20 protein-coding genes are annotated in these 21397 nt (G+C 35.6%); 7 read left to right on the forward strand and 13 right to left on the reverse strand.

All coding sequences use genetic code 11. The features are described from left to right. Window positions 1-13 precede the first annotated feature (13 nt). The 10 genes from mreD to ezrA form a co-directional block, all read right to left on the reverse strand. Window positions 14-535 (reverse strand): rod shape-determining protein MreD, encoded by a 522-nt coding sequence (gene mreD, locus N0K73_RS03070; RefSeq protein WP_057973854.1) that lies wholly within the window; start codon window positions 533-535, stop codon window positions 14-16. A gap of 13 nt (window positions 536-548) precedes the next feature. Then, window positions 549-1400 (reverse strand): rod shape-determining protein MreC, encoded by an 852-nt coding sequence (gene mreC / locus N0K73_RS03075; RefSeq protein ID WP_057973853.1) that lies wholly within the window; start codon window positions 1398-1400, stop codon window positions 549-551. A gap of 100 nt (window positions 1401-1500) precedes the next feature. Beyond that, entirely contained in the window at window positions 1501-2505 is a 1005-nt protein-coding gene (locus tag N0K73_RS03080) for a rod shape-determining protein (RefSeq protein WP_057973947.1), read from the reverse strand. A 208-nt stretch (window positions 2506-2713) separates the two neighbouring features. After that, complete coding sequence (radC, locus tag N0K73_RS03085) at window positions 2714-3394, reverse strand: RadC family protein (RefSeq protein ID WP_057973852.1); 681 nt, start codon at window positions 3392-3394, stop codon at window positions 2714-2716. Between the two features lie 53 nt (window positions 3395-3447). After that, a complete protein-coding gene (locus N0K73_RS03090) occupies window positions 3448-4758 on the reverse strand; it encodes a bifunctional folylpolyglutamate synthase/dihydrofolate synthase (protein ID WP_225416481.1) in 1311 nt (436 codons plus the stop codon). A 73-nt stretch (window positions 4759-4831) separates the two neighbouring features. Then, window positions 4832-7477, reverse strand: coding sequence for a valine--tRNA ligase (locus tag N0K73_RS03095; protein WP_112250137.1), 2646 nt, complete (start codon window positions 7475-7477; stop codon window positions 4832-4834). A gap of 308 nt (window positions 7478-7785) precedes the next feature. Next, window positions 7786-8274: a thiol peroxidase gene (gene tpx, locus N0K73_RS03100; protein WP_112250139.1), complete on the reverse strand. Its 489-nt coding sequence runs from the start codon at window positions 8272-8274 to the stop codon at window positions 7786-7788. Between the two features lie 114 nt (window positions 8275-8388). After that, window positions 8389-9606 carry a tRNA uracil 4-sulfurtransferase ThiI gene (thiI, locus tag N0K73_RS03105; RefSeq protein WP_112250141.1) on the reverse strand — a complete coding sequence of 406 codons (1218 nt, stop codon included), beginning with the start codon at window positions 9604-9606 and terminating at the stop codon, window positions 8389-8391. Between the two features lie 15 nt (window positions 9607-9621). Further along, the gene (locus N0K73_RS03110) at window positions 9622-10773 is read right to left on the reverse strand and encodes a cysteine desulfurase family protein (protein ID WP_112250143.1); all 1152 of its coding nucleotides are present in this window, start codon (window positions 10771-10773) and stop codon (window positions 9622-9624) included. A gap of 148 nt (window positions 10774-10921) precedes the next feature. Further along, window positions 10922-12643 carry a septation ring formation regulator EzrA gene (gene ezrA / locus N0K73_RS03115; RefSeq protein WP_112250149.1) on the reverse strand — a complete coding sequence of 574 codons (1722 nt, stop codon included), beginning with the start codon at window positions 12641-12643 and terminating at the stop codon, window positions 10922-10924. Between the two features lie 372 nt (window positions 12644-13015). On the opposite strand from ezrA, the gene rpsD reads away from it, so the two are divergent. Further along, window positions 13016-13624 (forward strand): 30S ribosomal protein S4, encoded by a 609-nt coding sequence (rpsD, locus tag N0K73_RS03120; protein ID WP_112250151.1) that lies wholly within the window; start codon window positions 13016-13018, stop codon window positions 13622-13624. A gap of 25 nt (window positions 13625-13649) precedes the next feature. On the opposite strand, the gene N0K73_RS03125 is transcribed toward rpsD, so the two are convergent. Beyond that, window positions 13650-14267 (reverse strand): DUF1054 family protein, encoded by a 618-nt coding sequence (locus N0K73_RS03125; protein WP_181647358.1) that lies wholly within the window; start codon window positions 14265-14267, stop codon window positions 13650-13652. A 69-nt stretch (window positions 14268-14336) separates the two neighbouring features. On the opposite strand from N0K73_RS03125, the gene N0K73_RS03130 reads away from it, so the two are divergent. Further along, window positions 14337-14783: a YueI family protein gene (locus N0K73_RS03130; protein WP_112250155.1), complete on the forward strand. Its 447-nt coding sequence runs from the start codon at window positions 14337-14339 to the stop codon at window positions 14781-14783. Between the two features lie 46 nt (window positions 14784-14829). Here N0K73_RS03130 and gshAB read toward each other — a convergent pair whose 3' ends face one another. After that, entirely contained in the window at window positions 14830-17094 is a 2265-nt protein-coding gene (gshAB, locus tag N0K73_RS03135; RefSeq protein ID WP_112250157.1) for a bifunctional glutamate--cysteine ligase GshA/glutathione synthetase GshB, read from the reverse strand. 142 nt (window positions 17095-17236) lie between these two features. Here gshAB and N0K73_RS03140 point away from each other — a divergent pair, with 142 nt between their 5' ends. The 5 genes from N0K73_RS03140 (at window position 17237) to N0K73_RS03160 (ending at window position 20733) form a co-directional block, all read left to right on the forward strand. After that, complete coding sequence (locus tag N0K73_RS03140; protein ID WP_112250159.1) at window positions 17237-18508, forward strand: replication-associated recombination protein A; 1272 nt, start codon at window positions 17237-17239, stop codon at window positions 18506-18508. A 327-nt stretch (window positions 18509-18835) separates the two neighbouring features. Continuing rightward, the gene (locus N0K73_RS03145) at window positions 18836-19120 is read left to right on the forward strand and encodes a hypothetical protein (protein WP_057973840.1); all 285 of its coding nucleotides are present in this window, start codon (window positions 18836-18838) and stop codon (window positions 19118-19120) included. An 83-nt stretch (window positions 19121-19203) separates the two neighbouring features. Continuing rightward, window positions 19204-19677 (forward strand): universal stress protein, encoded by a 474-nt coding sequence (locus N0K73_RS03150; RefSeq protein WP_057973839.1) that lies wholly within the window; start codon window positions 19204-19206, stop codon window positions 19675-19677. Between the two features lie 512 nt (window positions 19678-20189). Further along, window positions 20190-20450, forward strand: a complete 261-nt coding sequence (locus tag N0K73_RS03155; RefSeq protein WP_057973838.1) for a DUF2089 family protein — start codon at window positions 20190-20192, stop codon at window positions 20448-20450. Continuing rightward, on the forward strand, window positions 20443-20733 hold the full coding sequence (locus N0K73_RS03160) for a hypothetical protein (RefSeq protein WP_057973837.1): 291 nt from the start codon (window positions 20443-20445) through the stop codon (window positions 20731-20733). Before N0K73_RS03155 ends, N0K73_RS03160 begins: the two co-directional genes overlap by 8 nt. 45 nt (window positions 20734-20778) lie before the next feature. Here the strand turns inward: N0K73_RS03160 and N0K73_RS03165 are convergent, their stop codons facing one another. Further along, window positions 20779-21336, reverse strand: a complete 558-nt coding sequence (locus N0K73_RS03165) for a DNA-3-methyladenine glycosylase I (protein ID WP_112250161.1) — start codon at window positions 21334-21336, stop codon at window positions 20779-20781. Window positions 21337-21397 lie beyond the last annotated feature (61 nt).

Here is a 21397-nt window from a genome sequence, read left to right on the forward strand (position 1 = left end):
TCACCCCTAAGTCTTAATTATATCGATTCACTGATTCCATTAATTTTGATATTGGATAGTACAAAATCACGAATAACACTAAATTAAATGCTAACGTTGGTCCAAATGATGTACTAATAAACGTCGTTACAGATTCATTAGCAAATCCTATCATCTCATTAATCGCATAGTATGAGACCTCTAAAACCGTTAAATCAATAAAATAAATAAGTAATAAAACGAAAAATGACGGTTCAAAATATTGATAGGCAATTTTAGTCAAGTAAACAATTAGCGGTAATAGAATCATATAGACACCTAGAATGCCAGTGTAGTAACTATCAAAGGCTAATCCAATCCCAAATGCCCATAGTTCAAGGTGTTTATTATCTGAATAAAAGATACCCATTATTAACCATAGCAATAACAGATGGCTAACCATAATGGTTGTTTGCGATTGTAATTGTGGTGTAAAAATAAATTGTATTGTACCATCCAAAAAGAAGGAAATAATCATTCCCGCCGGAAAAAGGTACCGCTTATTTTTATTTTTCATTTATTTTCACCTTCTAATTTAGAGTCTGAGCAATTGTGACTACTGTCAAATCGCTCAGATCTGCCGCAGGTTTAATATATATTTTAGATGCAAGGCCGTAATCACCCTTTTCAATCTTAGATACATCTCCAATATTTAAGCCTTTCGGTGTTGTACCACCAAGACCAGAGGTCACAACTGCATCACCCTTTTTCAAGGATTTTTTGGAAGTAATTTGACCCATAATTAATAAATTATCTGTCTTATCATAACCAGTGATTAATCCGTTAACAATGTCACCATCAGAATTAGTTACCTGCACGGCAAATCGATTAGCAGAATCATTTGTAGTTGATATTAATTCAACCTTACTATTGGTTTTATTAACCTCAATCACTCGACCAATCAATCCAGAGCCAGCCATTACTGGTGCATTCTTTTTAACACCTGATGCACTACCCTTGCTAATAACAAGTTGGTTTAACCAACCCGAAGGTAGCCGCGTTAAGACTGAAGCATTTATCGACGTATAATCAGTCAATGTACTGTTTAACTTCAATTCTTTTTTTAATTGTTTATTTTCATTTTTGACAGTATCCGATTCAACTTGAACCTGTGCTAATTTATCAACTTGCTTTTTTAATTTCTGATTTTCTTGGTATGTATTTAAAAGATCAGATATGCCAACAACTGAACTTTTTAAGCCATTTGCAGGATAACTAACTGCTCTATCAAATAGACCAACAACATCATTGCCAAATTCTTGAATTAGCGGCGGTGTTGATTTTTTATTTCTAACGGAAACTGAAAATGAAATTAAACTAAAGCTCACAATAATGGCAATTAAAATGATTATTAGTCTTCTATTTGAAAAAAATTTTTGCATGTTCGCTATCCTCCACTTACCTTATGATTAACTAAAAAATTAAGAGGTTGGATGAATAACCTCCAACCTCTTTATTTTCTAGCTTATGTGATTTTTAAAACTATCTTTTCTTCATTACGTCAATACTCTTCAATGATTCACCTGTACCAATTGCAACACAGTCAAGCGGATCATTTGCGATAAAGACTGGAACTTTTGTTACTTCTGAAATAACTTCTGATAAATTCTTCAATAATGCGCCACCACCGGTTAAGACGATACCATGATCAATTACATCGGCAGCAATTTCTGGAGAAGTTTCTTCCAAAGTTTCTTTGATAGCTGTAATAATTTCAGTAATAGATTCTTGAATGGCAACTGCGATATCAGTTGCTTTAATCGTAACCGTCTTAGGAAGACCCGTGATTAAATCACGCCCTCTAACAGTTGCATCGGCAATTGAAGCAGCTTCCTCAACTGAGGCAGATGCAATATCCATTTTTAATTGTTCAGCAGTTCTTTCACCAATCAATAAGTTAAAGTTTTGACGAATATATGACACAATTGAATCGTCTAATTTGTCGCCGGCCATTCTAATAGAGCGACTTGAAACAATACCGCCCAAAGAAATAGTAGCAACGTCAGTTGTACCACCACCGATATCAACAACCATGCTACCCGTTGGATCCATAACTGGTAATCCAGCACCAACCGCTGCAGCAAAAGGTTCTTCGATAACGTAGGCGTCACGCGCACCAGCAACACGAGTTGCATCGATAACAGCACGCTTCTCAACTTCTGTAACACCACTTGGTACACAAACCATCACGTAAGGTTTACCTGCAGATTTACCTAAAGCTTTTTGAATGTAATATTTCATCATAGCAACTGTTGTGTCATAATCAGCAATTACGCCGTCTTTCATTGGGCGAATGGCCACAATGCTACTTGGTGTACGGCCGATCATTGCACGAGCATCTTCTCCAACAGAAACAATTTCATCCGTTTTAACATTTTTAGCGACGACTGAAGGTTCACGTAAAACGATACCTTTTCCTTCAACATACACGATTGTATTAGCTGTTCCTAAATCAATTCCAATATTCTTTGTTCCAAATCCAAACACAGTCTTTCTTCCCTTCATCGTCAGCCTTCTAGGCGCTTTTATTCGTAGTCTTCATATTATATCATAATCAAAAGTGAGATTTCATTCAATATTTGCTAAATTTTATTAAGATTATCTTAAATTAGTTATAAGTGATTTAAACCTGAACCCATAACGTTATTAAGTCTATCATATCTATTTTCATAGAACAAGAGAGCGCCCTTGATATTCAAAGGACGCTCTCTTCTTTCATACTAAGATAGTTGGTATTACCTGAAATAATATGGTCCAATAATTCGATACCCATAAGGATTCCACACTTTTCAACTCGTTTAGAAAATATAATATCATTTTTGGAAGGCGTAACGTCTCCACTTGGATGATTATGAACTAATATTATCTTAGCCGCACCATACTTCAATGCAACCGCAAAAACATCCCTTGGATGAACTGTCGCAGAATTTAAGGTTCCAATAAATAGCGTTTCTTGCTTCACAATCTGATTCTTAGTATCCAAAAATAACCCAATTAAATATTCTTGATTCAATCCGCTCAACTCCGCGACCATTCTTTCCCCGGCGTCATGACTTGAGCAAATTTGGCCACAAATGAAATGTGGTTCGCTGTTAACCCGTGCACCAAGTGTAATTATGGCCTGTAATTGTAACGCCGACGCTTCATTTTTCTCACCTAATAATAGATGATAATCAGTTAAACACGCTTTTTTAAGTTGTCCAAGTGATTGGTAACGCGAAGAAAAATAAGTGATTGCCCGGTCAATATCGGTAGACTTCGTTAATAATAAACTAAATATAACCGTTAGCAATTCTCTATCCGTCAAATTATCACATTGATACTTTTTAATTTGGTTTAATAAATACTCATTTGGGCAGTTAGAAATAAGTGACATCTCAATTCCTCCTATTTTCTAACTAAATACGATAAATTTACGTGATAAAATTATTATTCGATAAAATAACGACGAACTTCTGAAATAAAATAAAGTGAACCTGTCACAAGCAATAAATCGTCAGTCGACATTGAATGAACACTTTGGACTAATGCAGTTTTCCAATTATCTTGAAACGATACATTTTTAAATTGCGTAATGTCAAAATCATTTAATTGACTTACTTTTCTTGGACCCGCAAATTGTGTCAAAATAATATGCGCATTAGGTACCGTTACTAATTTTTTAAGCATCTGCTCGCCCTGTTTATCAGCCAATACCGAAAAGATAATTGTTATCTCTTTATCTTGAAAACGCGTCCGTAATAACTGAACAATCCTATCTATTGCCGCAACGTTATGTGCACCATCCAAAACAACTAGTGGTTCATCATTTACTTTTTCAAAACGTCCCGGCCACGTTGTTGCATTAATCCCTTGTCTAATTAGTTTCATATTAGGTGCCCAACCTTGAATACTGGCGACTTGCTCAAATGCAGCAATTGCCGTTGCCGCATTCTCATCTTGAAACATTCCCAATAAAGGAACTGTAAGTTGCTTTATTGTCAGTTCTTTTGACTGATATGTTAGAACTTCTGCCCAAGATGATTTAACGCCTTCAGATTTCACTTTAAAATCAAAGCCTAACCGAGCTATATGGCTATTTTTCTTTTCAGCTTCTTCGGTAATAACCTGAAAGACGGCATCAGTGACATTACCAACGACAAGCGGACGATTATGTTTAATAATGCCCGCCTTCTGTTGGGCAATTTTTTCAATCGTATCACCCAAAATTTTCATATGATCTAATCCAATCGTTGTTATAACTGAAAGAATGGGGTCAATAATATTAGTTGAATCGTATTTTCCGCCTAAGCCGGTTTCAACAACTACAATGTCTACTGGATGACTCATACCAAAGTAAACAAACATTATTGCCGTGATAATCTCAAATTCAGTTGGCCCACCTTCCAAATCAGCTAATTCGACATCCATTTGGTCAATAATTGGCTTTACAATATTAACTAAACTCAATAAAGCGTCATCATCAATCATCCGTCCATTTAACGAAATGCGTTCATTAAATTTCACAATAAAAGGTGATGTGTACGTCCCTACACTTAGTCCCTGCGCAATGAATAATTCACGTAGAAAGGCGACCGTTGATCCCTTTCCATTCGTTCCCGCGACATGAATCATGGTTATATCATCTTGCGGATTATCCAATCGTTGCATCAACGATTTCATTCTCCCCAAAGATGGGCTTTTTTTAAATTGTGTTCTGCCATGAATAAATGCAATTGCTTCTTCATAATTTGTGATCAATTTCCAGTCCCACTTTCTAAAAAAATAGAAGTATCTCAGGTTATTGTACCCGAAATACCTCTATATTGTTTGGTTAAGCTTCTGCTTTTAAATCAGAAATCCTGTCCCTAGTTGCAGCTAATTTAATTTGGTAATCAGCTAGTTTTTCTTTTTCTTTTGTCACAACTGCTTCTGGAGCGCTAGCAACAAATTTTTCATTGCCAAGCTTCTTAGTTCCACGCATTACTTCACCATCAAGTTTTTTAACTTCTTTTTCAAGGCGAGCAATTTCGTCGTTCAAATCAATTAATTCCGCAAGTGGCATATAAATCTCTGCCCCTGTTATCACAGACGTCATTGCAAGTTTAGGCGCAATAACATCTGGGCTGATTTGAAGCTCTTTAGGATGACAGAAGCGTTGGATAAACTCTTGATTATTCTCGAAAATAACCTTTGTTTTATCATCCGTTGTTTTAATCAATAAATCGACCGCACTAGACATGGGTGCATTAACTTCCGCACGATTATTTCTAACGGCACGAATCAATTCAATTAAATTATTCATGTCAGTAACGGATTGTTCATCTTCAAATTCTGAGTGGACAACGGGATAATCAGCTACAACAATTGATTCTCCTTCATGAGGCATCGTTAGCCATAACTCTTCAGTAACAAATGGCATGATTGGGTGAAGTAGTTTTAACGTTTGATCTAAGACATAAGCTAAAATTTGTTGTGTATTTTGCTTAATAGCTTGGTTGTCACCGTTAAGATTTTCTTTACTCATTTCAATATACCAATCACAGAAATCATTCCAGATGAAATTATATAGCGCACGACCGGCTTCACCAAATTCAAAAGTATCAAATAATCGTGTAACTTCAGAAACAGTCGTATTTAAACGACTAAGTATCCACTTATCAACAAGTTGCCATTCTGACTTAGCTGGCAATTCAATCTTATCAACACCATCTAAGTTCATAATTACAAAACGACTAGCGTTCCAGATCTTATTGATGAAGTTCCATGAAGCATCCATTTTAGTATAACTAAAACGGACATCTTGTCCTGGTGCGGAACCATTTGATAAGAACCAACGAAGTGCATCAGCGCCATATTTTTCAATAACGTCCATTGGGTCAATTCCGTTCCCAAGTGATTTACTCATTTTACGACCACTTTCATCACGAATTAATCCGTGAATTAAAACATGTTCAAATGGACGTTCATCGGTAAATTCTAAACTTTGGAAAATCATACGTGATACCCAGAAGAAGATAATATCATATCCCGTAACAAGTGTATTCGTTGGGAAATAACGTTTATAATCAGGGGCATCCGTATTTGGCCAGCCCATTGTTGAGAAAGGCCATAGAGCACTTGAGAACCAAGTATCTAAGACATCATTATCTTGTTCCCAGTTTTCAATATCCGTTGGTGCAACCTCTCCAACGTACATTTCACCAGTTTCTTTATGGTACCAAGCTGGGATTTGATGACCCCACCACAATTGACGTGAAATAACCCAATCATGAACATTTTCCATCCATTGTGTAAAGGTATTTTCAAAGCGTTCTGGTACGAATCCAACCTTATTTTCACCTTGTTGGAATTTTAAAGCTTCTTCAGCAAGTGGCTTCATCTTAACAAACCATTGTGTTGACAGACGCGCTTCAACTTGAACACCGGTTCTTTCAGAATGACCAACGCTATGCGTAATTGGATCAATCTTAATCATTAAATCTTCTGCTTCAAGATCTTTAACAATTGCTTTACGTGCTTCAAAACGATCCATTCCAACATATTTGCCAGCATTTTCGTTCATTGTTGCGTCTTCATTCATTGTATTAATACGAGGTAAATCATGACGGTTACCAACTTCAAAATCATTAGGGTCATGCGCTGGTGTTATTTTAACCATCCCTGTACCAAATCCCATATCAACATAATGATCCGTGATAATTGGAATTTCCTTGTTAACGAGTGGTAGAATAACTTTTTTACCAACGATGTCTTTGTAGCGATCATCATCAGGATGAACGGCTACCGCAACATCTCCCATCATTGTTTCAGGACGAGTTGTCGCAATTTCAATAAATCCTGATCCATCGGCAAATGGGTATTTAACATGATAAAATGCGCCTTCGTCATCTTGATGGATAACTTCAATATCTGATAAAGCAGTTCTTGCCTTAGGATCCCAATTAATAATGTACTCACCACGATAAATTAAGCCTTTATTATATAAATTAACAAATACTTTCTTTACGGCGTCAGATAATCCATCGTCTAAAGTGAATCGTTCACGACTGTAATCTAAAGATAGACCCATTTTTGCCCATTGTTTATGGATGACATCAGCATATTCGTCTTTCCAATCCCAAACTTGTTCCACAAATTTTTCGCGACCTAAATCGTAACGTGTTACACCTTGCTCAGCTAATTTAGCTTCAACTTTGGCTTGCGTCGCAATTCCCGCATGATCCATCCCTGGTAACCAAAGCGTATCAAAACCTTGCATTCTTTTTTGTCTGATTAAGATATCTTGTAACGTCGTATCCCAAGCATGTCCTAAATGTAGTTTACCCGTTACATTTGGTGGTGGAATAACAATTGAGTACGGTTTTGCTTCCGGATTAGCATTGGGTTTAAATAAATCTTTTTTCAACCATTCTTCATAACGGCCAGGTTCAACCTGACTTGGATCATATTTTGTTGATAGTTCAACTTCTTTTGTCATGAATTCTCCTTTTCGTTCATTAATTTTATTTTAGGCATAAAAAAACACCGTCATCAAAAAACATTTCTGTTTTAGGACGACAGTGCCGTGGTACCACCTAAATTGGGTTTTAACCCCTCTTAATTACTTTTTTAACGAACCATAATGTCCGGTTACCCCTACTTAATTTCAGAATAACAACTCCCGAGCTACCACCATAGTGTCTGATTAAAATGTTTCAGCCTAGCATTTTATCTCTGAAATGACTGGTGTTCTCGTTCTTCGTCTGTAGTCATATTTTAGCGTTTATTCTAAAAATCGTCAATATCTTATTTTTTTAGTTCGTTAAGAAGTTTGGCGTAATCGGGTTCACTCGAAATTTCTGTAACTAATTCCTCGTATATAACACGTCCAGTTTCATCTAAAATAAAAACCATTCTTGCCATATGACCGAATTCTGGGACATCTAACCCAGTAACTTCAGCAAAATCACCCTTATCTGCATGAAGTAATTGTAAATTAGTTACGCCCTCAGCAGCACACCAATTCTTTTGATCTTCTTTTGAATCATCTGAGACCGTAATAAATTCAACCTCTTTAAAATTGTCGGCTTCCATATTAAACCGTTTTGTTTCTATACTACAAACGCGCGTATTAATACTTGGGACAACACTTAATAAAAGTTTTTTTCCGGTATTCTTTGGTAACGTTACTGCTTGATCATCTTCATCGTAAGCAATAACTGTTGGGAAAATATCTCCTACTTTTGGTGCTTCACCTACTGTATCCATTTCATTACCATGACGAGTTACTTTCATAATTAACCACCCTTTCTTCTATAACTACCATTCTACGCAATTTTGAGTCACGAAGCGACTTATTTGATTACGCAAAAAAAGATTAGAAACTAGTTTCTAATCTTAAAGTGACCTTTAGAGTAATTCTGCAAACAGACCACTATTTTCATTTAAGTACTCTTCACCAATATGAATTTTTGTCACTTTAACACCCGCTAAAGCACGTTCTATTAAACCATCAATATCTAAACGAGCTTCAAATTCTCTTGAACGGTCTAAACGAGGTTTAGTTTTAGGTGCTGGTGGCGCAAAAATAGTACAACAATCTTCAAAAGGTTTAATCGAAAGATCGAATGTGTCAATCTTCTTAGCAACATCAATGATTTCATTTTTATCCATTGAAACAACTGGACGAATGATAGGCATCGTTGTAACGTCGTTAATTGCGACCATACTTTCAAGTGTTTGAGAAGCCACTTGGCCTAATGACTCACCATTAAAGATAGCCAATCCGCCACGTAATTCAGCAATTTTCTCAGTTAAACGTAACATGAAACGACGTGTAATGGTCATCAAGTATGGTTCCGGAACATCGTGTTTAATTTGTTCTTGAATTTCGGTAAATGGCACCTCAATAAATTGAATCGTACCAACATAAGGTGTCAATTTAACTGTTAACTCTTTTGCCTTAGCTAGGGCTTGTTCGCTTGTATAAGGTGGGCTAAAGAAATGAACCATTTCCATTGAAACACCACGCTTCATACCAAGGTAACCTGCGACTGGTGAATCAATACCACCTGATAACATAAGCATCCCTTTACCAGCAGTCCCAACAGGCAATCCACCGGCACCTTGCCGTGTTTCAGATGATAAGAAAATACCATTAGCACGGACTTCAACACGCAAAATAATATCTGGTTGTTTCATTTTAACGGTAATACCGGGGACATGATCTAAAATCCAGCCACCCAATTCATCATTCATTTCATTTGTATCTAATTCAAAATCATGATCTGAACGGCGTGTATTAACTTTAAAAGTTGTTCCTTCAACAAACTGTTCGCTAACCATTGCAACAGCTGTTTCTTTTACTGCATCCAAATCTTGTTCAACACGAATTGCGGGTGAAAAGTTTTGAATACCAAAAACCTGAGATAAACGTTGCATGACTAGTTCGCTATCATCACCATTTAAATTAATATGCATACGATCACGGTTAGCTTTGACGACTAAATCATCAAAACCACGTAAACTATTACGCACATTCGTTCCTAAACGATCAATAAAGTTCCTCTTATTTTTTCCTTTTGTTGATAATTCGCCGTAACGAACCATTATTTCTGTGTATTGCATGTCGACATCCTTTCGTTATTTAGAATTAATTTTTTCAAATTTATGATACAAAATATCAAAAACGCGATTAAATTCTTTTGCTTCTTCCAATGTATTATTTTCATCAAAACTAATTCGAACAGCAGATTTTGCAAGTGCCTCTGGGACATTCATTGCCAGTAAGGTACCAGACGCCTGGTTTTTCTTCGATGAACAAGCACTCGTCGTTGAAATATAAATCCCTTCACTCTCAAATGCGTGAACAATTGATTCACCACGGACACCTTCGATGGCAAAACATAAAATATGCGGTGCAAAATTTGTCTGCATTTTTGAAAAAGTAGTTATCTTGCCAAACTCGCTAATATGATTAAAGACGACTTCTTTAACGGTTTTTTGTTTTGTAACCATTTCCGTTTCGTTCTCTAATAGTAAACGTAATGCTTTGGACATACCTGCGATTGCGGGTACATTTTCAGTTCCACTACGTAAGTTGTGCTCTTGTCCACCACCCGTGAGAAGTGGCTCAATATGACGGCCCCGCTTGCTGTAAATAAACCCAACTCCACGTGGTGCATGAAATTTATGACCCGAAAAAGTCACAAAGTCAACTCGATCACTCATAAAAGCTTCTTGCACACCTTTACCAATAGCTTGAACAGCGTCAACGTGAAAATGAACGGTCGGATAGTCTTTTAGAACATTGCCTATCTCAACTAAAGGTTGAACCGTTCCAATTTCATTATTGACTGCCATAACGGAAACCAGAATCGTATCAGATCTTAAGGCAGCCTTTAAATCTTCAACATTAATTCTGCCCTCATCATCAACGGGTAGATAGGTCACTTCAAATCCAAGCTGCTCTAGTTGAGCCATTGTATTCATGACGGCGGGATGTTCAACTGTTGTCGTAATTAAATGTTTACCATGACTCATCTTTGCCATAGCCGTTCCTTTAATTACCCAGTTATCCCCCTCAGTACCGCTTCCGGTAAATAAAATTTCATCCTCAAGTACGTTTAGTAAACTTGCAATTTGTTGTCGAGATTGTTCCAATAAATTATGAGCTACTTCGCCCAAATTGTTCAGGCTAGATGGGTTACCCCAAACCTGTTCGCTAACTTTATTGTAAGTATCTAAAACTTCGGGCGCAATTTTTGTTGTTGCGCTATTATCAAAATAAATCATTAGCTACCTTCTTTTCTGAAAAATACTTTTCTCATTATAATATACTTCGTATCAGATTGACACTTTTAATTCATCCCTGGTGTTTCTTTATTAAATATAAAAGTGGCGACTGAACAATTTTTTGTTCTAGCCCCCACTTTAATGATTACTATTCAATTTCAAAGCCGTCGTCTATATTATCATAGTATTGTTTTTCAATCTTCTTATATGACCCAGGCTCAACTTTGTCTAAAGCCGTCGCAATTGTTTCTAAACTAGCCGCATAATTAAAATCATTATTAAATAATTGTTGTGCCTTACCGAATGCAATCGCAATCTCTTCATTCGAATTTCTAAATCTATTCGCATATTGCAGTAAGCTCTCTGACAATGATGCACTATCAATCAAATCATGCGTTTTGTCTTGTAATTTTTCAAGATCTGCTTCAATATCAATAATTTGTTTAGTAATTTTTTCAATGTTAATTTTTAACTTTCCGATGGCTACTTCAACTGCTTCAATTTCATCGCTAACGACATAGAAAAAGTCCAAGTAATCATTTGGCAATCCAGGAAGATTAACTTGTTCAACTTGGCGCTTGATTTGATGTAATTCAATATCAAATCTTTGTATTGTTGCGCTAGCTTTTTTCTCATCACTTCGTAAATCCTGAATACTATGATTAATTTTTTGTTGTTCCAGTTCGATATTTTCTAACGACTTAGAATTTTGTTCAACGCGATCTGCTACCTCACTATAGATTGCGTCACCCGATTCGATGGCGGCCTTATCAATATCATATTGTGAATTGATGGTTGCAATCTCTCGACCTAACTTTTGAGCATCCTCTAATTCGTTATGGTCTAATTCATAATTTTGACCTAGTCTGTCTAATTCTACCAAAAGCATCTGACTTTGCTTTTCAGCGTGGTCGATAAATTTACGGTAACTAGTCTCTTGTTTCTCCAATTTATCTTTTGCAGTTAGTTCCTTTTCCATGACATCATATAAATAGTCAATTTGGTTAGCAATATCGTTAACCTCAACGCTGGTTGTGGCAACTTCTAACGTTTCCAATTCAGCTAATGCTTTATCGACACCCGTCTGTAACTCATCAATTTGTTTAGGAATCTCATCAGCAATTGGAAAATTATAATTTTCATCAATTAATTTCATGTAACCTGATTGTAGTTCTGCAAGTTGATCAGGAAATTCATTTTTTAAGCTCTTATATAATGGTGGGATTTCTTCAAGAATTTTTTCAAGCGATGCCGTGTCTTCTCTCAAGTTACCCAAAACTTTTTCCGCCGTATCGTGATCACCAGCGGAAGTCAACGTTGAAAAACGATCAAAATCGTCTTCAAGACCCGTTAATTTATCCTCTAATTTATCGATACTAGGTCCATAAGAAAAGTTTTTTGATAATAACGTTTTACGTAAATCTTGATATTTTTTTTCAAGCGAGTCAACTGCCTGATGATTACTCTCATCACTTTTCTTCAAAGATACCAAAGCCTTTTTAATACCCTCAAGCGTCTTATTAATTGAAATTAATTTAACTTCAATTTCTGCTGTCAATTGGCGATTAGAAAGAAATTGATATTTCGCATTTGCTTCATAAGCTTCATCGATTTGTATTGTAATTTTAGGTAGTTTTGCATTTTTTACTTCTTTAAAATCTGATTCTAACGCTGAGAAAGTTTTTAGACTCTCTCCAGTCAGTCCCAAATCTTTCGTTAATCGAAGTTGTTCTTCAACTTCAGAATTAAAAATAACCTCTACTTGGTTACGAAATGTTTCGAATTTTTTTTCATTACGCTTCTGAAGAAAAAACGCCGTTGCATAGATAATAATGGCTACTACTATTATTCCAACAAAAATCTGTGTCATATCCTAATCCCGCCTTTAGCTTACTAAAATTTATATCCAATTATTCACATTCAAATTTTATGCTTCTAATCATTATATCATAGACCTTTAAAGCGTTCACTAGCTTTCTATAATATTATGGAAAGAAAATTGATTTGGCATGTAAACAAACATGAAAACAGATTGACATTAGTCTCTAAAGACAGTATGATGAATCTTGTGTAAAATAATGCAGCGGTGAGCGGTAAGCTCGTCAACAGTTTGTTGCCCAATTTTCTTGGTTCAATTAGTACCCTTTCAGCTGCAAAGGTGAACATTGCAAAACAAACTGCACGAATACTAAGCTCACAAAGGATTATTTTACTCCAAAACAAATATTGGAGGAATTTATATATGTCACGTTATACTGGCCCAAGTTGGAAAGTTTCACGTCGATTAGGTCTTTCTTTAACAGGTACTGGTAAAGAATTAGCTCGTCGTCCTTATGCACCCGGTGATCATGGTCAAAACAATCGCCGTAAATTATCAGAATATGGTTTACAATTACGAGAAAAACAAAAACTTCGTATGATGTACGGTTTATCAGAACGTCAATTTGCTAACTTATTTATTAAAGCTGGTACAATTCGCGAAGGTAAGCATGGTGTTAACTTCATGCTCTTACTTGAAGGTCGTTTAGACAACGTTGTTTATCGTTTAGGTTTGGCTTCTACTCGTCGTCAAGCTCGTCAATTGGTAAACCATGGTCATATTACTGTTGATGGCAACCGTGTTGATATTCCTTCATACGCTGTTGAAATTGGTCAAGTAATCTCATTACGTGAAAAATCAAAAACTTTACAAATTGTTAAAGACTCAATGGAAGCATTAGTTGGTCGTCCACAATTCGTACAATTTGATGCTGATAAATTAGAGGGTTCATTAACTCGTTTACCAGAACGTGAAGAACTTGAAGCAGATATTGACGAATCACTTATCGTTGAATACTACAACAAATTATAATTTCAAAATAAAAAACATCTCATTTTTAATGGGATGTTTTTTTTGTCCAAATTTTATATATTTCAATTAATGGTATCAGCATTTGCCTTAAATAATTAAGTTGTTCGTCTTTATCCAACTCAAAAAACTTATCCGCTACGTCTAAGTTTTGACCTATCAATAATTCCCTGGTCTGTACCCGACTCCACTTTTGGCCATCAGCTTGTGTGATCATATTTGCTGCAACTGTCGCTTCCTTGTTTGTATGATCCACTGAGCGAACAAATGAACTATCTAACTGCTGAATTGTTTTTACTGATTCAATGACGTTATCTCCATACGCGCTTTTATCTTTAATATCTGCGAGTGCTGATAACCAGATGAATAACCGATCATCCCAGTACCCAATCTCGAAATGAGGCATCATTTTATAACCACGCTTGTTCCCACTAAAAGCCATCCAAGTATCGGGCGGTGGATTTTTCGATCTTCGTGCGTGTTTTGCGATATGCAAATACATTTCACTATCTAACTGTTTATTTAAAAATGGTATTAGCTCTGCACCCATCTTTTCAAATTTTGGATCAATAATTGCTTTGATCTTTTCCAATCGACCATCTAAGGTCTGATCTTTAAAAATCAAGAAATCGTCTTTAATAAACATTTCATTCTCTCCTTTTGTACCAAACATGGTATGCTAAAAACATAACTTATATAGAAGGTGGTAACAACAATGACTGATAATAATATAGACCCGCATCTTCAATCTGGACTGTATGGGGTCCCACAGCTTCATCCAGACGAACAAAGAAAATACTTAGGTACATTCAGAGAACGGGTCAGTTTAGCAATGACAATTAACGAGGTGACGGCTGCCGATAATATGACTGGATTCGAAAAAGAATTAGTAGCTCATCCGGACTACCGCGTCTTACTAAACGGTATGATTGATCAAGATTCACTGGCACCTTATATCACCCTAGCTCATCAGCACAATGTTAATTTTACATTAACATCAAATAGTGAAGATCCAGCAGGTGCTGAGATTATGGGCTTGGTTGTTGCAACTGAAAAAACGGCAATAAATGAACCTGTTATTGCAATCAATGAGAAGTACCCAATCGTTAAAAGTGAACCACAACAAAGTAAAAAATCGTTTTTTGAAAATCTATTTGACTAAGCCAGTAAGAACTAAACTTAACGCCATTATCTATTAAGCGTTAGGTTTAGTTCTTATTTTTTTGTAGAAGTTCTATAATTCTATCGGCGATAACTTGTTTATCTCCAAAATTTAGAAATGAATTAATCGCTAAATCCGGACTTGTTTCAACTGAAAGAACGATCAATGAATCCGCATGTTTCGCATCATATGGTATATACAAATTGGGTATTACCACATCAAATGCTCCAATCATTATTTTTAATCGTTTGGCATAGTCCTCTATTAATGAAACGTAGGAATCGTCCATTTGCCCACTAACCTCGGTCTGGCTAGCCCCAGCATTAAAATTATTATCGTATCGAATAATGGCTTCAGATCCCCTTGGAATAATAGTCGTTTCATTTATGCCCTGTGTTTCCAACGTTTGCCTTTCAACTTCTAGTAAATTAAGTTGGTGCCAAGGGCCACGACTAGATCGACCTATTTTCGCATTTTTTTGCGCAATTAATTCTGCTAACGTTTGTCGACCATCACCAACTACACTGACGGGCAATCTTTCAACAATTCCTTGCACACGCCTATCAACCATCATAAACCGATAAACTGAACCAACAACAATTTGCTCAATTAAAACTTGAGTGTCCACTAATAAATTTCGTTTAATAGCTTCTCTGTACTCGTTTAGCGTTGGCGCCACTCGGAATATGTGCGTCATTTGGCTGCTTTTAACAAACCTAGGTTTAATAACTAATGCCTTACCAACAATGTCAGGATAATAATCCATTGCCTCGTCCAGACTACGTACACTAATTCCGCTAGGAACCTTAATATCAAACTGTCCTAACACTTTTTTTAATGTTTGCTTGTCATGTACAACTTGATTTAAGATGCTCGAGTCTAAATCTGAAATTGTCCCATGTTGTAACAAATGTCCATTAACTCTGATAACATCTCCGTCATCATCGACAAGGTCAAAACGCAATCCTTTTTTTAATAATCCAGCCAAAATAAGCTGTGTGTTACTTGAGTAATTATTGAATCCAGTTAGTGAACTTAATTGTGACTGATAGAATTGTTTATTTAAATTCGCTTGATTCATCGCAAATTTGATCAACGATTGATTAGTAACTTGTTCATTTATTTTTGCACTTAAACTTAATTTAGGTTGTTCAAACTGCTCTTTATAACTGACCAGTTCATTTTTTAATTCATCATCCAAATAGAAATTGTTATTAAATAGAATTAATTCATCCAGTAACTTTATACCGATATTTTTAGTAACTGACTCAGTCTTAGGGTCCTCCATCGCAACTTCGTTGTTAAGTTGTTTTGCTTTGAGTAAAGTTTGATCAACTTCACCTTCTGCCAAATCGGGCGTCATTAAAAAATAGGCTGACAGTAATTGAACAAATTTAATTGTCTCACCCTTGATGCCTACGCGTGAAAATGGATCGACATCTAGTCCACTCAATTCAAAATAATTGATACCATTTGAAATCAAGGAATCCTCATTTTTGTCGATTGACTTAAATTGAACGTCCCCATAGAATTCAGAAAATGATAACAGTTTTCCCTCTTGAACCATTTTTTTCAATGACGTAACGTAGGTCTCGATAGATTGATAAGATGCTTGAATAGAATCGTCTATATTGGTATAACCAAGTTCACTATTCCTAACACTTCTAACGGGATCATTAATACTATTATCGTTGCTATTATAAATTGGCGTTGCCCCAAACAAGTAAGTTAGCAACCACCTGTTTTGTACGAATTTACGACCAATTTTTAAATAGATAAAATTATGAAATTCTATATACGAATCAAAATAATTATGGAACTCAGATGTGAATAACGCCTGAATTAACTTTTCTGAAAGACTAAAGTTAAGATGTACAGACGTGAAAAGTTGTCTTTTTTTACCATATTTCTTTATTAATTTGTTTCTATATAGAAAACCTTTTTCGTCTGGGTGAGCGACCCTAATTTTAGACTCATCATCCGGTAATTCAGGAAGCGAACTTAGTGTCCAAAATTGTTCATTATCCGGTAAATTTTGGGTCGCAACTTGTTGAATAGCGTCTAAGTAGTTCACAACGTTATCAGCGCCTTCAATTGGTGGCGTAATAAATTCCATTTGTGATTCACCAAAGTCCGTTTTTATATAATTATGCTTCAGTCTGTCACCTAATGATTGAGGATGGTCCGTGGAACTCAAAATACCCGTATTCATAACCCTCTGTGATTCTCTCTCCAAACCAATTAGTGACCGCCTGAGCAATGGTCCCAATTCTTCTTCTTGTATTTTTAATCCAATTGCGTCTAATTCCATATCATCATCCCTTTCAGTTTCCTTCTACAGTATACCAAATATTGGCATTTAACCCTCTTATTTACGATACATTTTGGCAATTAAACTCATGCTACTATGCTATACTATTCCTTAGTAATTAACGCGAAAGGAGTCATCATTCATGTTACAACCACTTGCATTTAGAATGCGACCAACAAAAATTGAAGAAGTTGTCGGTCAACAGCATCTTGTTGGACCCGGTAAAATCATTAGACGTATGGTCGACGCCAAACTACTTTCTTCCATGATCCTGTATGGACCCCCTGGTACTGGTAAAACGAGTATTGCCAGTGCTATTGCCGGATCAACTCAATATGCATTTCGTAAATTAAATGCGGCAACAGATTCAAAAAAAGATCTTGAAGTCGTGGCAGAAGAAGCCAAAATGAGCGGTACTGTTATTTTACTTTTAGATGAAATTCATCGACTAACAAAACCAAAACAAGATTTCTTGTTACCACACTTAGAAAGTGGTCGAATTATTTTAATTGGTGCTACAACTGAGAATCCTTACATTACAATTAACCCGGCCATCAGAAGTCGAACTCAAATTTTTGAAGTAAAACCTTTGGACGAACAAGATATTGAAATTGCAATTGACCGTGCATTGACTGATAAAAAAGTTGGTCTCGGCGAGCTCGATATTGATTTGGAGTCTAACGCCCGATTACATTTAGCTCGAGCGACTAATGGCGATTTACGTAGTTCGTTAAATGCTCTCGAGTTAGCCGCTAAATCAACACCCGCTGATGATTCTGGGGTTATCGTTTTAACGTTAACAATCATCGAGGAGTGCTTACAGAAAAAAGCACTCACACATGATAAAGATGGCGATGCACATTATGATGTTATTTCAGCTTTTCAAAAATCAGTACGGGGTTCAGATGTTAACGCCGCTCTTCATTACTTAGGACGTTTAATCCTGGCTGGTGACCTACCTACGATTGCAAGACGCTTGATTACAATGGCCTATGAAGATATTGGTTTAAGTAGTCCTGCCGCATGTGCCCGAACTGTAACGGCTGTTCAAGCAGCAGAAAAAATTGGATTCCCAGAAGCAAAAATTCCATTATCAAATGCAGTAATTGATCTTTGTCTATCACCTAAATCCAATTCAGCTAACGTCGCTATCAATAATGCAATTGCTGATATTGAAAAAGGTGGATTTGGTGAAATTCCTGCTTACCTGAAAGACTCCCACTACAAAGGCGCAGAGGATTTAGGTCGTGGTATCGGATACAAATTTCCTCACGACTACCCAAATGACTGGGTTAGTCAACAATATCTACCAGATAAACTAAAAAATGCAGACTACTATGAACCAAAAAGCAATGGGCGTTATGAACAGGCACTTAAAGAACAATACGGTAAATTACATCCATCAAAAAAATGACCTGTTCACGCTTACATCATAATTGTTGCACGTTTAAGATGTCTGTGCTATATTAAGGATGAAGTTCTGAAGTGTACGCGTTATCTTATTAGAATGTTGACCGAACAAATAATTATATCTAGGCGTTGACTTAATAGGCTAATTAATTTCAAGCCATTTCACTTGGTAGTTAGAGGTTAGTACAGTCGATGCCACCTGCTTTATTGCGGGCTCAACTCACGAAGATGATTAACGGCACTACGCGGATTTTCCAAAGCTTTTGCTTTGATGGCCTGGACAAACTTTGTTTGTTCAGGCTTTTTTTATGTTAATAATAAAGGAGATTTTATGATTATAATCCGAATACTGTTAGCCGTTCTTGCATTGTTACTTTTAACGATCGGTTACTATTTATTCTCTCACCGTGGCAAAAATTTTATGATTTTTAAACCTGAAACAAACCCCGCGCTGAGTATAACGTTAATTATTTTTGGGGTAATTATCGGCGTTGAAGGTCTAATTGGATTAATTTCAATTATTGTCTTCATCCCCATATTTTACGGCATTTTCGTTGCCTTATCCTGTCTCACGGTTGGTGCCTTAACCATTGTTTTATCATTTTTTATGCATTAAGCTAACTTTGTAACCGTTTTTACTTCTATTTTCATCAAATTTGTCGTAAAATGAAGGTATACAAAAGAAAGAGGTGGATGACCATGTTACAACAATATAAAAATATTTTAGTTCCTGTAGATGGTTCGGATGAAGCAAAATTAGCATTTGAAAAAGCTGTACAAGTGGCTTTAAGAAATGGCGAGGATTCTACACTTCATCTTTTACACGTTATTGATACTCGAGCATTCCAAAATATCTCAAGTTTTGATACGTCAATGGTTGAACAAGTTAGTGATACAGCAAAAGAAACATTAAATAAGTATATTGAACAAGCAAAATCAGCTGGTCTTAAAAATGTCGATTTTTCAATTGAATATGGCTCTCCTAAAGTTGTGATTGCCAAAAATGTTCCAATCAATTTAGATATTGATTTAATCGTGATTGGTGCTACCGGTTTAAATACGGTTGAACGTTTATTAATTGGATCAGTTACGGAGTACGTAACTCGAGTAGCAACTTCAGATGTTTTAGTTGTTAGAACTGATTTAAGCAATACACCCGCTCTTAAAAAGTAAAAACATTTATCAATTCTTTAAAAATTACCAACGATTGATATCTAACAAAATTAAACGAACTTAACAATAAAATAATTAGGTTTATGATAAAAAACTACGCCCCAACTGGGTGTAGTTTTTTTGTTTGGTTTATCCCGTGACTTATACGCATGGATCACTAACACCTGATTACTAATCATTTTAACTATTTAACAAATAATCTAGCGGTGAAATTACTATACTGTAGTAACAGGTGCAATAAGCGAAATAATCAGATTTTGTAACATAATGAACGCCTTATTTTGAGTTAATACTCAACTTCCAAGTATGTTAATCAGTAAAAAATAACAAGTGAATACTCCTCAGACGTAATATTCGATTAAAAATAACTTAGAACCACTAGTAAAAAATTAATATAATTTAATAATATATCAATAAAATATTTAATAATGTTTACTTATTATTAAATTATGTTATCATTATGTCTAAACAATAAAAAGGTGGGAATTATTATTAATACATGGTACGAGAATATGACGAATGAAGATATGAATTTTATTAAGCGTTTTACGCTATCGTCCGGATCATTGAAGCAAGTAGCAAAAGAATATTCAGTCTCCTACCCCACAGTACGGAATAGACTCAATGAAGTTATAACTAAAATTGGAATAATTGATGAGAAAGATAGTGAACCATTCATAGTGAATCTTATGCGTCTTGTAACGGATGACCAAATTAGTTATAGCGCTGCAAAAAAAATTATAGAATTCCATGAAGGAGAAAAAAATGACTGAGTTAACATTTTTTGCAATAATAATGCTTTTAATTCTGATTGAGACATACGGTTTGGCAAATACAAAATATTTTTGGCTTGGTGGGATAATACCATTGTTAGGTACAATTAGTATCGTTTTGATAATGGTTAAGAGTGAACACATAATCTTTAGAGATTACATAATGGCGGCTATTGGAATTCTTGTTTTGTTAGTCTTTTGGGGTCAAGGTCATGACCGATATACTAAAAGAACTTTAAAAGAAAAAAATAAAATGTTGAGTAACGATTTGAGTCAAAAATAGGCAAAATAAAAAAGAAATTAACCAATTAAATGGTTAATTTCTTTTTTATTTTGTCTTAAATGCGCATGACGTTAGATGATCATCTACCATCCCCATACTCTGCATCAGCGAATAACAAATTTTCGGCCCGACGAACTTAAAGCCTAACTTTTTTAATTCTTTAGATAATTGTTTTGAAATATCAGTTTCTGCTGGAACTTCTTCCGCGTGATTCCAAAGATTATTAAGTGGTTTATTATTTACAAACTGCCATAAAAACGTATCAAATGATTGTCCACTTTGATTCATCTTAACGATGGCCTGTGCATTTATAATAATTGCTGAAATTTTGCGTTGATTACGAATAATTTTTGAGTTTTCCATTAACTCAGAAATTTTTCTTTCGTCAAATTGACTGACCTTTTGAATAGAAAAATTTTCAAAAGCGAGATTAAAATCAGTTCGTTTATTTAGAACAGTTTGCCAGCTCAAACCCGCCTGCATTAGTTCTAAACTTAATAACCCAAATAACTGTTGATCACCGAAAAGTGTTTTTCCCCACTCTTCATCATGATAATCTTGCATTAACTGATTACCTGACTGTGCCCACGGACATCTCTCCATATTATTCTCCCCCGTTCAAATAAAAAAGATCACCAGTACTGTCTCCAGACTAGTAATCTTT

The sequence above is a fragment of the Dellaglioa algida genome, assembly GCF_030127605.1.
Lineage (GTDB): Bacteria > Bacillota > Bacilli > Lactobacillales > Lactobacillaceae > Dellaglioa > Dellaglioa algida.

Excerpts from the sequence above, each read along its gene's own strand:
- N0K73_RS03125 (WP_181647358.1), bottom strand. The coding sequence starts at position 14,267 with ATGTTTATTAAAGACGATTTCTTGATTTTTAAAGATCAGACCTTAGAT.
- radC (WP_057973852.1), bottom strand. The coding sequence starts at position 3,394 with ATGTCACTTATTTCTAACTGCCCAAATGAGTATTTATTAAACCAAATT.
- mreC (WP_057973853.1), bottom strand. The coding sequence starts at position 1,400 with ATGCAAAAATTTTTTTCAAATAGAAGACTAATAATCATTTTAATTGCC.
- ezrA (WP_112250149.1), bottom strand. The coding sequence starts at position 12,643 with ATGACACAGATTTTTGTTGGAATAATAGTAGTAGCCATTATTATCTAT.
- N0K73_RS03140 (WP_112250159.1), top strand. The coding sequence starts at position 17,237 with ATGTTACAACCACTTGCATTTAGAATGCGACCAACAAAAATTGAAGAA.
- thiI (WP_112250141.1), bottom strand. The coding sequence starts at position 9,606 with ATGCAATACACAGAAATAATGGTTCGTTACGGCGAATTATCAACAAAA.
- gshAB (WP_112250157.1), bottom strand. The coding sequence starts at position 17,094 with ATGGAATTAGACGCAATTGGATTAAAAATACAAGAAGAAGAATTGGGA.
- N0K73_RS03150 (WP_057973839.1), top strand. The coding sequence starts at position 19,204 with ATGTTACAACAATATAAAAATATTTTAGTTCCTGTAGATGGTTCGGAT.
- N0K73_RS03110 (WP_112250143.1), bottom strand. The coding sequence starts at position 10,773 with ATGATTTATTTTGATAATAGCGCAACAACAAAAATTGCGCCCGAAGTT.
- mreD (WP_057973854.1), bottom strand. The coding sequence starts at position 535 with ATGAAAAATAAAAATAAGCGGTACCTTTTTCCGGCGGGAATGATTATT.
- N0K73_RS03145 (WP_057973840.1), top strand. The coding sequence starts at position 18,836 with ATGATTATAATCCGAATACTGTTAGCCGTTCTTGCATTGTTACTTTTA.
- N0K73_RS03160 (WP_057973837.1), top strand. The coding sequence starts at position 20,443 with ATGACTGAGTTAACATTTTTTGCAATAATAATGCTTTTAATTCTGATT.
- N0K73_RS03130 (WP_112250155.1), top strand. The coding sequence starts at position 14,337 with ATGACTGATAATAATATAGACCCGCATCTTCAATCTGGACTGTATGGG.
- tpx (WP_112250139.1), bottom strand. The coding sequence starts at position 8,274 with ATGAAAGTAACTCGTCATGGTAATGAAATGGATACAGTAGGTGAAGCA.
- N0K73_RS03155 (WP_057973838.1), top strand. The coding sequence starts at position 20,190 with ATGACGAATGAAGATATGAATTTTATTAAGCGTTTTACGCTATCGTCC.
- N0K73_RS03095 (WP_112250137.1), bottom strand. The coding sequence starts at position 7,477 with ATGACAAAAGAAGTTGAACTATCAACAAAATATGATCCAAGTCAGGTT.
- rpsD (WP_112250151.1), top strand. The coding sequence starts at position 13,016 with ATGTCACGTTATACTGGCCCAAGTTGGAAAGTTTCACGTCGATTAGGT.
- N0K73_RS03165 (WP_112250161.1), bottom strand. The coding sequence starts at position 21,336 with ATGGAGAGATGTCCGTGGGCACAGTCAGGTAATCAGTTAATGCAAGAT.